This window comes from Burkholderia sp. 4NA327C6 (genome assembly GCF_005502655.1).
GTDB lineage: Bacteria > Pseudomonadota > Gammaproteobacteria > Burkholderiales > Burkholderiaceae > Burkholderia > Burkholderia contaminans.
Genome location: NZ_SCNZ01000067.1, coordinates 21,744 through 35,481 on the forward strand (window position 1 = coordinate 21,744; position 13,738 = coordinate 35,481).

The 13,738-nt window shown below is 63.8% G+C and carries 13 protein-coding genes; all 13 read left to right on the forward strand.

Annotated features, from left to right (window positions below):
- Positions 1 to 417: a hypothetical protein gene (locus FFS49_RS38125; RefSeq protein ID WP_137910231.1), complete on the forward strand. Its 417-nt coding sequence runs from the start codon at positions 1 to 3 to the stop codon at positions 415 to 417.
- A gap of 54 nt (positions 418 to 471) precedes the next feature.
- Complete coding sequence (bamE, locus tag FFS49_RS38130; RefSeq protein ID WP_053526843.1) at positions 472 to 870, forward strand: outer membrane protein assembly factor BamE; 399 nt, start codon at positions 472 to 474, stop codon at positions 868 to 870.
- Between the two features lie 120 nt (positions 871 to 990).
- Positions 991 to 1,500, forward strand: coding sequence for a hypothetical protein (locus FFS49_RS38135; RefSeq protein WP_137910230.1), 510 nt, complete (start codon positions 991 to 993; stop codon positions 1,498 to 1,500).
- 104 nt (positions 1,501 to 1,604) lie between these two features.
- The gene (locus FFS49_RS38140) at positions 1,605 to 2,024 is read left to right on the forward strand and encodes a hypothetical protein (protein ID WP_137910229.1); all 420 of its coding nucleotides are present in this window, start codon (positions 1,605 to 1,607) and stop codon (positions 2,022 to 2,024) included.
- 41 nt (positions 2,025 to 2,065) lie between these two features.
- Positions 2,066 to 2,506: a protein-disulfide reductase DsbD N-terminal domain-containing protein gene (locus tag FFS49_RS38145; RefSeq protein WP_249362213.1), complete on the forward strand. Its 441-nt coding sequence runs from the start codon at positions 2,066 to 2,068 to the stop codon at positions 2,504 to 2,506.
- A gap of 394 nt (positions 2,507 to 2,900) precedes the next feature.
- Entirely contained in the window at positions 2,901 to 7,718 is a 4,818-nt protein-coding gene (locus FFS49_RS38150) for a YadA-like family protein (protein WP_137910228.1), read from the forward strand.
- Between the two features lie 14 nt (positions 7,719 to 7,732).
- Positions 7,733 to 8,401 (forward strand): hypothetical protein, encoded by a 669-nt coding sequence (locus FFS49_RS38155; RefSeq protein WP_137910227.1) that lies wholly within the window; start codon positions 7,733 to 7,735, stop codon positions 8,399 to 8,401.
- A gap of 30 nt (positions 8,402 to 8,431) precedes the next feature.
- Entirely contained in the window at positions 8,432 to 8,644 is a 213-nt protein-coding gene (locus FFS49_RS38160) for a hypothetical protein (protein WP_058904043.1), read from the forward strand.
- A 15-nt stretch (positions 8,645 to 8,659) separates the two neighbouring features.
- Positions 8,660 to 10,102: a DUF1173 domain-containing protein gene (locus FFS49_RS38165; RefSeq protein ID WP_137910226.1), complete on the forward strand. Its 1,443-nt coding sequence runs from the start codon at positions 8,660 to 8,662 to the stop codon at positions 10,100 to 10,102.
- Between the two features lie 262 nt (positions 10,103 to 10,364).
- The gene (locus tag FFS49_RS42285) at positions 10,365 to 10,502 is read left to right on the forward strand and encodes a hypothetical protein (RefSeq protein ID WP_171026902.1); all 138 of its coding nucleotides are present in this window, start codon (positions 10,365 to 10,367) and stop codon (positions 10,500 to 10,502) included.
- Between the two features lie 8 nt (positions 10,503 to 10,510).
- On the forward strand, positions 10,511 to 11,404 hold the full coding sequence (locus FFS49_RS38170; RefSeq protein ID WP_137910225.1) for a Crp/Fnr family transcriptional regulator: 894 nt from the start codon (positions 10,511 to 10,513) through the stop codon (positions 11,402 to 11,404).
- Between the two features lie 677 nt (positions 11,405 to 12,081).
- Complete coding sequence (locus FFS49_RS38175; protein WP_137910224.1) at positions 12,082 to 12,993, forward strand: SOS response-associated peptidase family protein; 912 nt, start codon at positions 12,082 to 12,084, stop codon at positions 12,991 to 12,993.
- A 71-nt stretch (positions 12,994 to 13,064) separates the two neighbouring features.
- A partial coding sequence (gene imuA / locus FFS49_RS38180) for a translesion DNA synthesis-associated protein ImuA (RefSeq protein WP_137951055.1) occupies positions 13,065 to 13,738 on the forward strand: 674 nt, incomplete at its 3' end.

The window sequence follows — 13,738 nt, forward strand, 5'->3', positions numbered from 1 at the left end:
ATGTCAATTTTCAATCGCCCCCGCCGTGCGCGTCCCGTTCCACATTTTACGCGGCTCTATCTGGCCGAACGTCGACACATTCGCCGTCGGCTGTGGACCAGTCCGAGACTGCTGCGTACCGAAGCCGATTGGGCGACACGTTACGTCGTGCAGTGGCTCGCGCTGTGCTGGTTGGCATGGGCTCCGGCGTTGTTGCTCTGGGGGCGACTGATCTCCAACGGATTCCACCTGGACTACCCGCTCGTCGTCGAGCCGCGCGCGTCGCTGCCGATGTACGCGTGCGCCGGCCTCGTCGCTTCGCTGTTCTACGCATGGTGGCGACCGTACATCAGCTACGTCGAATTGCAGGTCAGGCGCCACATGGACGACTGGTACCGCGCTGCATGTGAAGCAGAGCGATCCGGCCGCCTGTATTAGTCCAGCAACGAATCACCGCCATTTTTGACTGTTGATCACACCAAGAGGAAGACCATGAAATTCACGAAGAACACGCTCCTGATCGTCGCCTTGTCGGCCACTGCGTTACTTGTCGGTTGCGCGACCACTGGCAACGAGCACCTCGAAACCGCGACGCAATCAAGCGTTCAGGCCCAAATCCAGCAGGGCAAGAGCACGAAGCAGGATGTTCAGGATGCTTTCGGTTCACCGAACAAGACCACGTTCACCGATTCGGGTCTCGAGATCTGGACATACGAGCTGGCGCACGCCACGCCGCACGCTATCAACTTCGTGCCGATCGTCGGTGCGTTTGCACATGGCGCTGACGTGCGGAAGAAGACATTGACCGTGCTGTTCGACGACAGCGGCGTCGTCAAGAAATACACGTTTGCCGAGACCACCGACGTGGCCAAGGGAGGCATCGGCCAGTAAGTGCCACCACTGAATTGATCCCCGGAAGTGTGTATACCCATTTCGCACTTCCTTTGGCGCCAGCCGGTGAGCCCGGCTGGCCTTTTTTCCCTAAATCGTGTTTCTGTTAAGGCACCCGCAATGAATCGATATCGCGCATCTTTCGCCGAGCGCCGGCGAGCCGCCGCCTCGATCACATGGCCTGACGGCACGCTGATCCTGGCCAATCCTGATCCCGGTGCTCAACGCAAGCTGAAAGGCGTGGCGGTCGCGATGGTGACGGCGGCTTGCCTGTTCTCCATCACCGGCACGAACGGGCCCTTGCTGTCTTGGGCTCGCTCGCGCGACTACCTCGACATGCGACCTGCGATGGAGTCCGCGTTTAAAGGCGGGAATCGTTCTGCCGGTACGTGGCTTGCCGTTCATTTCAATCGGGACTATCCGGGTTTGCTTCAGGCGGAGTCGAAAGCCGGCGAGCCGACAGCGATGTACCTGGTTGCTCGTACGCGCCTGCAAAAGCACGTGGATTTAGGCGGTCCGATGGCAGTGGCCGATGCGGATCGGGAGATCGGTATGCGACTCATGCGTCAAGCCGCTGCGGCCGGCAGTCAGGACGCCCTGCGTTATTTGATCAGCGTGTCGACGAACTGAACGCCACGATGGAATCCGACAAACACCCGGCATGTAATGGAGATAGCTGTATGCATTTGCGTCCCCTCCCTCACCCTCCCGTTCATCGTCGACATGTGGGAATCATGCTCGCGGTGTTGGCGCTCGTTACCTGGCTGTTGATTGCGCCCATTGCTTACGTTGATGCGCTCGGGTTCTGGAATAGCACGGAACCCTTGTTCATCGCGACGCTTGTTACGACGTTAATGTTCTTGCCGGCTTTACGTTCGACGCGCACGCGACCGGGAACATGGAGCGCACTCCGTCGTGCGCAACGCGGTTTGCGCAGTTTCGGCATGTTTGTCTATCTGATTTGCATGCTGTTGATGATCGTGATCGTCTGGAACTTCGATTCGCCGGCGGCCGAATTGATGGAATCGGTTTTCGATTTGTGTTTCGACGGGATGGTCGCGGGCGCGACGCTGTACTTCTGGAGCTTACTGGCGCTGCCCGTCTTGCATGGGCTCGCTCGCGCCGAATTGGCGTGGAAGCTGCGAGGCGCATGATGACTGCTCGAACCCGAGTTCTACGCCGTGTCGGCGTGGCCGTGTCGCTGGCATTGCTTGCATGGATCCTGAGCGGTGTCCTCGCTTGCCCGGCACACGCCGAGCAGTTTCTCTCGCCGGAGCAAGCGTTCCGCGTTCGCATGACCGAAGAACCTGGCGCGGTTGTCCTCCATTTTGCGATCGCCGACGGCTATCGACTTTACGGCGATCGCTTCCGGGTCGCGAGTGATGACGGTCGGGCGCACCTCGGTGCAATTCAGCACGGCACTGGCAAGGTCGTCGCTGATCCGAGCGCAGGACATCCGGTGGAGGTGTTCGAGCGCGAAGTGACGTTGCGTGTGCCGGTCAATGCTCGCGAGATGTTCGGCCTTACGGTGACTTATCAAGGCTGTGCAATCAACCAGATCTGCTATCCGCCGATGCAGCGGACTTTTCCGGTGATTGCTGCTGCACTGCTGTCGCCGTCGGAGGCGTCGCGATGACGGTCGCCCTTTCTCCCTTCGCGCGGGCACTCAAGGTGCGTTTCCAGTACGCCTATGCGGTCTGTACGACAGACCCCGGTTCGCCAGAGTGGTTCAGCCACCACCATGCGGCTCAGCACCACGCGATAGCACCCACTCGAGCGTCCGTTGGCGTCCACGATGGGGAATTCCCTCCCCTGACTGCCGATATCCCGATGCTGCGCGACGCCTTCGAGGGTGCCGTGCTCGAGATTCACCAAAGGCAGCACCGTCGGATCGACGGCGATGTTGCCGAAACAAACCCCTCTGTTCCCGGAATCTTGGCGGAGGACAGGAACAGAGGGCTCCAGGTCCTGCGCGAGCGCAGGCGTAAACGTCCCGTAGACCGGGCACTCGTTGTTAAGCGGGGATTGTAATGAAATTTTCGAAAAGCCCTACACCAAGTGGTTTATCGATCGCGATCGCTGCGGCGCTCGCATCGATGGCTGGTCCTGCGCATGCTCAGACGTCCGGAGACGGCGCGATTGCAAACGGGAATGGTGCCGTTGCCTCTGGCGATTACTCCGTTGCGATCGGCACGGCGGTTACCTCTGCCGGTCCTCGATCGTTGAGCTTTGGTTACGCGTCCACGGCGGCCGGAGCCGATTCGATCGTACTCGGTACTTCGAGCACGGCGCAGACCAATGCGGTTGCGATCGGTAATACGACGGTGGCCAGTACGAATGCAACGGCAATGGGGTCCGCCGCCACAGCTGCGGGTAATGGTTCCGTCGCGATCGGAAACGGCGCCGTCGCCAACAATTCGCAAGATGTCGCAATCGGCTCAGGATCCACCACGGGCGCCACGCACTCGCTTAGTAGCTTCGGTATTGCTGGTCAGAGCTACTCGGTGGCGGGATCAACGTCCAACGGGGTGGTGAGTTTCGGCGCTCCGCAAAATCCGAGGCAACTGACTAATGTTGCCGCCGGCACCGTTAGTGCAACAAGCCTTGACGCCATTAACGGATCCGAGCTCTATCAAATGGGACAGGCAGTTGGCAGTCTCTCGACGTCGACGAGTCAGTCCGTGACGTCGCTGTCGACTGCGACCGCGAACAATGCCACGGGAGTTGCCGGCGTATCTTCCGGGCTCGCCGCGCTGTCCACGACCGCCTCACAATCTTTAGCGTCGCTATCGACAGGGCTTGCGAGCAATACGGCCAACGTCACGAGCCTGTCGAGCAGCGTAGCCTCACGAGTAGGCTCGCTCTCAACCAGCGTGGCCAGCTCTGGTACGGCGGTGGCCAGCTTATCGACCGGTATTGCGCAGTCGGGGGCGTCGCTGTCAACCGGCCTGGCAAGCAACACGGCTGGCATCACGAGCCTGTCGAGCAGCACGGCATCAGGCATTGGTTCGCTCTCAACTGGTCTGTCCGATATCGGCACGACGGTCACGAGCTTGTCGACGAGCACAGCTGCTGGGTTCTCTTCGCTGTCGACATCGACCGCTCAAACGGTCAGCAGCCTGTCCACCGGGACGGCCGGCGCGATTGGGTCGTTGTCGACCGGAACCGCGCAGTCTGTCACGTCGCTGTCAACGGGCCTCGCCAGCAACACGGCCAGCGTCACCAGTTTGTCGAGCAGCGCGGCGTCAGGCTTTGGATCGCTCTCGACCGGGCTGTCCGACATCGGCGCGACGGTTGCGAGCTTGTCGACGAACGCCGCTGCAGGGTTCGTGTCGTTGTCGACGTCGACCGCTCAAAATATCAGCAGCCTGTCGACTGGCATGGCCAGCGCGATAGGTTCGTTGTCGACCGGGACCGCGCAGTCTGTCACATCGCTGGCGACGGGGCTCGCCAGCAACACGGCCAGCATCACGAGCCTGTCGAGTAGCACGGCATCGGGCTTTGGTTCGCTCTCAACTGGTCTGTCCGATATCGGCACGACGGTCACGAGCCTGTCCACGAACACCGCAGCCGGGTTCGCATCGCTGTCGACGTCGACGGCCCAAACGATCGGAAGTCTTTCCACGGGAACGTCGAGCGCGATCGCGTCGCTGTCGATAACGACAAGCCGATCGATCTCGTCTCTTTCGACTGGTCTGGCTGGCGATGGCGCGATACTCTCGGCAATGCAGTCCGGTCTGGCTGCAGGGACCGTCGGTCTGGTTCAGCAAGCAGGCGGTGCCGGCACGGGCGCGATCACAATCGGCGCCAGTACCGGCGGTACGGTGCTCAACGTCGCCGGCAACGCGGGCGCGCGGCAGGTCAAGGGTGTGGCTGCAGGCACAGACGCTACCGACGCGGTCGACCTGCAGCAGCTGCAGAGCGTGGCGGCTCAGACAGGCGCAATCGGCTCGAGCGCGGTGGTCTACGACGATGTGTCCCACACGCGCATCACCTTTGATGCGGCGGGTGTGCCAGTCACTTTGACCAACCTCGCTGACGGCTCCGTGGACGCCGGCAGCACGGACGCGATCACCGGCCGGCAACTCTATGCCGTGCAGCAGGCGACGAATGCCAACAGCGGTTCGATCGCCGCACTGTCTACTTCAACGCAGGCGGTCACATCGTCGCTTTCGACGGGCGCGGTTAATAGTGCGACCTTGTTCGGAAGCTTTTCAACCAGCACGGCTGCCACTTTCTCGCTCCTGTCGACTGGCTTGTCCTCGACCAACGTCAGCGTGTCGTCTCTCACGTCGAGTCTGGCGGCAGGAACCGTCGGGTTGGTCCAGCAGACCGGCGGGACCGGCAGTGGCCCGATCACGGTCGGGGCCAACACCGGCGGTACGGCCCTCGACGTGGCCGGCACATCCGGCCCGCGTCAGGTTAAGGGCGTTGCCGCGGGCACCGACGGCACCGATGCGGTCAACCTGCAGCAGCTGCAGAGCGTGGCGGGCCAGACGGGCGCGATCGGCGCGAGCGCGGTTAGCTATGACGACGCGTCGCATACCCGCGTCACGCTCGGCGCATCAGGTTCGCCCGTGACCCTGACCAACCTCGCGGACGCCTCGTTAAGCGCGAGCAGCACCGACGCTGTGACGGGGCGGCAGCTCTATGCTGCCCAGCAGGCGACGAACGCAAACGTCGGCGCGATCGCTGCACTGTCCACGTCAACGCTGGCGGCAGCGTCCTCGCTTTCCACCGGCATGGCCAGCAACGTCGTCTCGATCACGAGCCTGTCGACTAGCACGACCACGGCGCTTTCTTCCCTCTCGACCGGCGTCTCCCATGGCCTGGCATCGCTGTCGACCGGCTTGTCCTCGGCCAACGCCGGCGTATCAGCCCTCGCGTCCAGTCTTGCGGTCGGGACAGTCGGGCTGGTTCAGCAGTCCGGCGGTGCCGGCACCGGCACGATTACGATCGGCGCCAGTACGGCAGGATCTGCCGTTGACGTCACCGGTATCGCTGGCGCGCGGCAGATCAAGGGCGTAGCCGCCGGCACGAGCGCCACCGACGCAGTCAACTTCCAGCAACTGCAGGGCGTAACGGCCGCTGTAGGTGCCGTGGGTGCCGGCGCAGTCTCCTATGATGACCCGACGCATTCGCGCGTCACGCTCGGCGCCCCCAGCACAGGATCGCCCGTCCTGCTCACCAACGTCGCAGACGCGGCACTGACGGCCACCAGCACGGACGCCGTGTCTGGTCGGCAGCTCTACACCGCCAACCAGGCGATCAGCACCAACGCGATCTCGATCGCAACGCTGTCGACGTCGACGGGCTTCGCCGTGTCCTCGTTGTCCACCAGCGTCGCCAACGGCGGGGCGACGCTCGCCGCGCTGCAGTCGGGGCTAGCGGCCGGCACGATTGGGCTGGTGCAGCAAGCCGGCGGTTCCGGCGCCGGCACGATCGCGATCGGCGCCAGCACCGGGGGTACGGCGCTTGACATCGCCGGCACCGCCGGCGCGCGCCAGGTCAAAGGCGTGGCCGCCGGGACTGACGCTACCGATGCGGTCAATCTCCAGCAGCTGCAGGGCGTGGCATCTCAGGCCGGGGCGCTCGGCGCGAGCGCGGTCGTCTACGACGATCCCTCGCATACGCGCGTCACCTTCGGTGCGGCGGGTGCGCCTGTCACCTTGACCAACGTTGCTGATGCGGCCTTGACGGCGAACAGCACTGACGCGGTCTCGGGACGGCAACTGTACGCGACGAACCAGAGCGTCTCCGCCCTGGCTGGCCAGCTCGCAACGGGTACCGTCGGGATCGTGCAACAACGCGGCGGCTCGAGCGCCGGCGCGATTACGATCGGTGCCGGCACAGGCGGCGCCAACATCGACGTCAGCGGTCTTGCCGGCGCGCGCCGCATCTCCGGCGTGGCAGCGGGTGTGAACGTCAACGACGCGGTCAATGTCGGCCAGTTGAACCAGGTTATCGGTACGGTCAATACGATCGCCGGTAACGCGCTGTCTTACGACGGTCCCACGAAGCTCAGCGTGACGCTTGGAGGGCTCGGAGCCGGGGCGGGGGTCACCATCCATAACTTGGCGCCCGGAGCGTTATCAGCAACCAGCGCGGATGCGGTCAACGGAGCTCAGCTCTTTGCAACGAATGCGAACGTCGCCGCCAATAGCAGCGCGATCGATGCACTTTCCTCCCGACTTGGCGCGATCCTTCCGTCGAGGTTCAGCCAGAACTTCCCCGAGCCCGGCCAGGGCAGCCTCAAATATGCCGCCTTCAACAGCACCGGTTCCGGCTCAGTTGCAACCGGCGCGGATGCTACGGCTATCGGCAGCAATGCAGTGGCCACCGGCGATCGCAGTGTTGCACTCGGTGTGGGTGCCATTGCCCAAGGCAGCGGCTCGATCGCGGTGGGCAGCGGTGCCAACGCAACCGGCGCCAATGCGGTTGCGCTGGGGGCTGGCTCAGTGGCCGACCGAGACGATTCGGTGTCGATCGGCAATTCGGCAACAGGTACGACGCGAACACTGGCCAATGTCTCGGCGGGCACGGCCCCGACTGATGCCGTCAACGTCCAGCAGCTGAACGACTCGGTGACGAACCTGAGCAATCGCATCGAACACGACCGACGTGACGCCAACGGCGGCATCGCGGCGGCTGTCGCGATCGCCAGTCTGCCCCAGGCGCCGGCGCCGGGAAAGAGCATGGTGGCCATCGGGGGCGGGACATACGGCGGGCAGTCCGCCATGGCCCTCGGCATTTCAACGTATGCCGGCCACTGGATTCTGAGGGCGAACGGCTCCACCGATACGCGCGGCACCGTGGCCGCTGGCGTAGGCGCGGGATTCGTCTGGTAACCAAGGAGACCACCGTGAATTCAAAACTTCCTGCTGGACTGGACGAGGCGACCGGCATCGGTTTGCGCAATCCCGACGTGCCGATCGCTTTCGAGCGCGCGCTGCAGGCACGCGTCGACTACGCACTGGCGATCTGCACCACTGATGAAGGATCCGAAGCACGGGACGCACTCCTGAAACGGGCACGCTATGGGGCGAGCGATCTTGGCCGAGACCTCGTCCTGGTCGGGGCCGACGATCTCGGTTGCTCGCCGTTGCTCGCCGACGTGCCTGTGTTGCGAGACGCGTTCGAAAGTGCCGTCAACTGGGCCCATGTCGACCAAGCCAACGCGGAAGCTGAGCTGGCTGAGGCCTTGGCTGAAGCCGAGAACGAGCTGGCGCGAGAGAAAGCGGCCGACGAGCGACGTGCCAAAACGAAGGCGGCAATCGAAGCCGGCGATTGGCCGGCGCTGGATCTTCCAACGCCCGAAGCGTTCGTGCACGCGCTGACCGCGGGCAAATCGGTCGACGTCGACGGCCACTCGTTCGACTTCGTCAGCGGCGAAGGTCTGTGGTGTACGAATCCGTATGGCGTCGATGCCTATTTCGGAGACGCCATACCGTCGGTTACCTACGCCCGTGAACTGCTCGGTGCGATCGCGCTCGGCACCGTATTCGGCGACGTCCCGCCCGACAGCGATTGAGCCACCCCATCCCCCATACCGGAGCTACCCATGACCGATCAGGTGTTTCGAAGTGGCAAACCCGTGACCGCACACAGCATCGTGTCGGCGGCGATCGCCGGCGACATGACGGCCGACGAGGCCGTGGAACTCGTCCAGTTGTTGATCGAGGCCCGCGCGCGCGGCCTGGATGTCCGAGAGGCGGAGCCCCGCTCTGCCAAAGCGCCCTCGAGGGGCTTGGCGAAGCGCTCAGCCGCCGTTTAAACCAGGAGATCTGGCATGCAGAACTTTGAATTGGACGGGTTGGAATATGAGGCGGGAAGCAATAGTTTCCTTGCGAAACTGCCAGCTGCGCACGAGGCGAAGACACGTCCGCTCTGCCTGTGCTCGACCCCGCCGATTCCGATGTACATCGCACGCTTCGAGGGGCGCTATCAGGTCAAGCGTATGCCCGGTACCGGCGCGAAGCACAAGCTCGGCTGCGACTCGTACGAAACCCCGCCCGGCCTGAGCGGTTATGGCGATGTAGAGGGGGCGGCCATCGTCGAGGATCCGGAGTCCGGGGAGGTCACCCTCAAGTTCGGTTTCGCGTTGGCGAAAGGCGCGGCGCGGGAGATGCCGGAGCCCTCTGGCGACGAGCCTGACAGCATCAAGACGGATGGCAAGAAGTTGACCTTGCGGGGCTTGCTGCACTACCTCTGGGAACAGGCCGGCCTGAATCGCTGGTCGCCGGCCATGGCCGGCAAGCGGAACTGGTCGGTGGTCCGCAAGTATTTGCTGTTGGCCGCTGCGGGCAAGAACGCGAAGAAGATGAGCCTCGAGGACATGCTGTACGTCCCCGAGATGTTCGTCGGCGACCAGAAGGACCGCATCGCCCAGCGACGCACGGAGCATCTCGCCCGGATCTCTGTTTCCGAGTCCGGGAAGCCGCACTTCGTGCTGGTGATCGGTGAGCTCAAAGAAATCGCGACCGCTCGCTTTGGCTTCAAGCTGGTCATTAAGCATCTACCCGACTATGGCCTGATGGTCGACGAGAAGACCAAGAAGCGGATCGAGAAAGTCTTCGCGTCGGAGCTCGAGATCTGGGCGGCCACGGAAGGCACCCACCTCATGGTCATCGCCACCGCGAGCCTGTCAGCGGCCGGTATCGCCACCGTCCAGGAAGTGTCGATGATGCTGACCAACGAATCGTGGATCCCGTTCGAATCGCTCGCCGATATCGCGCTGCTGAAGGTCTTGGCCACCCGTCGGTACCAGAAGTGCCTGCGGTACAACCAGACCGCGAAGCATCCAATCGCCACGGCGTTGTTGACCGACGCCGAGCGCGGTACGGCGCTCTACGTTGTGCCGGCCGACGTGTCGTCCGCCTACCAGTCCGAGCTCGACGCGCTTATCGCGGAGTCGGAGCTGGATTCATGGATCTGGCGGCCGGGGACCGAAGTGATGCCCCCGCTTCCCCTGACCGCCTTCGACGCGGCGCGCAAGGCCCAACGGCCACCGCGGCCGCTCGCATCGGCACCGGCCACCAATGCCGTAGCGATACCGAGGCCCGCGACTGCGTGCGAGTCCGAAAACAGAACGCACGCGGCGGCTAAGGCGCCCAAAACGGTGCTGGATCCAACTCGGCTGTTCGCCGAGCCTCCGGTCGTCGATGAGCCGCCCCCGATGTTCGATGAAGAGCCGCCCTATACCGATGAGGATCGTCCGGCGAACTGGTTGTGAGTGCAACTGGTTATGGAATCGCCCAGTTCCGCTGGACTGAAAGCGATTCTTTTGGAATGTTGTGTATCGCTAACGAATACGGAGGAGTGGGTAGGCAAACCAAAAAAAACGCCCCGAGTGCAATCGGGGCGCGACCAAGATGACGTACGACAGGGACCTTCAGCGTCGCAGGCGTCAAACCAGAAAGTTCGGATTCTAGAACAGAAGCGTGCCCTGTCAAGCGTCATCTATGTGACAGCAGCTTAACGAATCAGCACATCAGATGATGATCCAGAAGAACATTGGCCGAATTGCCGGTGAGGCATTGAAAACAGATGCAACGGCGCTGCCGCTCCGCTCCGTGGTAGCGGCCGGCGTCGACCCTGATATCCAAAATTCGAGGGTATCGGGTAAGGACTGAGCCAGCTCATGACTCGGCTGATTCCCGGTACGTCGCCGATTCTGGCGCACGCTCCGATGAATCCGACCTGTCCAGCCGCCAGCGACGACTGGATGGCTGCGCCTACGCACGCCCCCAGTCGACGCATGGCGCTGCCTGCGCGCGTTTGGCCGGCGGATATTCCGTGTCCGGCGCCGGCGAACAGCCCTCGGCTGCTGCGCGAGTTGAAGTTGCGCCTCGGCCGATATCTCGAAACGCCGCAGGCCTGGTTGCCGGCCCTGAACGCGGCCAACGGAAGCCGCCGCCAGCAGCGCAGCGAGCGCCGCATCGCGTGCGTGCAGCTGGTGCGAGCGCTCGTCAAATTTTGTGACGTCTCGACGTTGCGTATCGCAGTGCCGGCGCAGAGCGGCTGGGTGGATTTCACCCTGCCTTACCTGGCCGAGCAGGCGGGTCTCTCGGTGCGCCGTGCCGAGCGCGCGCTGCGCGACCTGGTCACCGCACGGCTGGTGAAGAGCCGGCCACAATGCGAGGTTGAGGTCAGCGACGAAGGGCCGCGCTATCGCGGGTTGGCGGCGATTCGATACGTCACGCCCGCGTTATTCGAACAATTCGGCCTGGGCAAGTGGTTGCGGCACGAGCGCACACGTGCTCACCTGCGCATGCAGCGCCGGCGGGACGCCGCGCGCAAGCGGGAGCGGAAGGTAGGCGCCGGTGGGGGCCAACTGCTCGCGCAGCTCACCGACAAGCTTGCGGCCGCTCAGGCTAAGGCTGCCGCCCGAGGCACGCTCTCCGAGAGTGATCGTCGCGCGGAGCTCGAGCGCGCGGTCATGATCCGCGCCGGCGAACTCAAAGCTACCTACCCCGACTGGGATCGCGATCGATGTTTCCGGGTCGCGCGTAGCCAGCTCGCTCTACCCGCATAGCACCTAGGCGGTTCCCTCTCTCTCCATCGCTACCGCGAGGCCTGCGCTCGTGCGAATCCTGGGCAATGGCGTTTGTCGCTGGTGTTTTGTAGCGGATGGGCGGGCTTGCAGCACCGATTCTAGCGACGCGGCGCTGTGCTAACACCTACAGCTGTGAATAAGTGCATTTATCTGTCGGGACGGCTTGCCGTTAAGTGTCGGGGCTTAGTCAGAACCTATCTCTACCTATACCCCATATCGACCCGCGGCAAGCCGCGGCTTCACGCGGGCCTTGCCCGCTTGCCCTGTTAACCCCACCGAACCATACACGCTGTCCTCCGGCAGGCCGTAAGCGCTACGGCGGCCGACGGCCGCCGCACCGCTAACGGCGCGACAAAAGATTTCGGGGCGCGTCAAAGCCGCGCCCCGAAATCAGCGCGCGCGGGTGCGCGCCCATCTGCCTGCCAGCAACATCGACGATCGTCGGCCGCATAGCCAGCAGCGAGGGGGGGGAATTCCTATACGCAACTAACGGTCAAGCGCGTTGCACCCACCCAAATTACCCTCTCGCGACTCCACACCTCGATGCCTACAAGAACCAGGGCCGCTCACAGCCAAGTGGGGATCCCCGCAATTCTGTTCGGCCCGCGCGTGACCGCGATACTCTGTCGAAAGGGCAACGTTTATGGGAAACGACGATGTGCTATTCGGCCAAGATCCAGGCGAACTATCGCGAGTACGTCCGACGCTACGGCGCCGACATGGACATCGACACATTCCGCCGCCTGTTCTTCGCGCGCGCGGCCGGGAACGACATCAAAATCCCGAAAGCGGTCGACGCAGCGTTTGCTGGTGTCGACGAAGAGATCACCGCCGCTATCGCCACATATCGTAGCCAGTGGACGCGGAAGCTGGAGACCGCTCTATTCGAGCAGCGAGCGCGGCTCGTCGCGGCCGAGAAAAAGCTCGCTGAGAAGATCACGAAGAAGGCCAGCGAAGACGTTCGGATCGCCACGAACAAGATCGATGCGGCAACGCGCGGGCTCGACGATCTTCGCCGGCAGGACCTGCAGGAGCGTGATTCCCGGATCTTCCCCGGCTGGTACGCACCCGTGCTGATCGAGCTCGACGGCAAACGCTTGGTCGTGCCGATGCGATACCGATGCAGGCTTCCGGGCTGGACCGAGGCAGACGAGAAGCTGAAGCCCGGAGTCTATAACGCGAGAATGAGCAGCCTTTCGACGGCCTGGCGTAAGGTCTTCGGCTTCACGCACGGCATCCTGCTCGCCGACGCCTTTTTCGAGCACGTCGACCGCGACGGCAAGGACGTGGTGCTGCGCTTCGATCCCACACCGCCGCAGCACATGCAGCTCGCCTGCTTGTGGACCCGCACCGAGATCCCCGGCTCGGACGACCTCTGGTCCTTCGCGGCGATCACCGATGATCCGCCGCCCGAAGTCGCAGCCGCCGGACACGATCGATGTATCGTGCCAATCAAATCCTCCAACGTAGACGCCTGGCTGGCGCCGGATCCGAGCCGGCGCGCGCAGCTGCGCGAGATCCTCGCCGACCGCGAGCGGCCGTACTACGAGCACCAGCTGGCCGCGTAGGCAGAAGGGGTTGATGGGTCGGAAAGCTGTGGCATACTGTATAAACGTACAGTGTTTTAGAAGCCGACCCCATGCACCCCGCTCTCGCCCATCCGGAAGCGATTCATCCGACCCTTTGGAAGGCGTCGCAACTGCCCCGTTCCGGCACGCGCGGCGTCGACACAGGCCATCCGGCGCTGACCGCCGAGTTGCCTGGCGGCGGCTGGCCGGCCGGCGCGCTGGTCGAACTGCTCGCGCAGCAGGCCGGCATCGGCGAGCTCCGGCTGCTCGCACCGGTGCTCGCGCGCGCGGCTGGCAAGCCGGTCGTGCTGATCCAGCCGCCGCATGCACTGCAGCCGCTCGCGCTCGCGTATTGGGGCGTCGAACCGTCCGGGTTCGTCACGCTGCCGGCGCCGCGCACGGCTGATGCGTTGTGGGCAGCCGAACAGGCGTTGCGCGCCGGCACCTGCGCCGCCGTGCTGCTCTGGCAGTCGCATGTCCGCACGGATGCTCTGCGCCGCCTGAACCTGGCCGCGCAGAGCGGATCTGCCCTCTTTTTCGTATTCCGGCCGGCGGCCGCCGCGCGCGACGCTTCGCCAGCACCCTTGCGGCTCGCGCTGGCGCCGAAGCGCGACGGTATCGACGTCACGTTCGTGAAGCGCCGCGGGCCGGCGCGCGACACGCCGCTATTCGTCCCCTTATCCCCATCGCCGATTTTGTTGAACCGCCATGCAAGTCTGGATCGGCGTGCATCTGCCGCACCTCA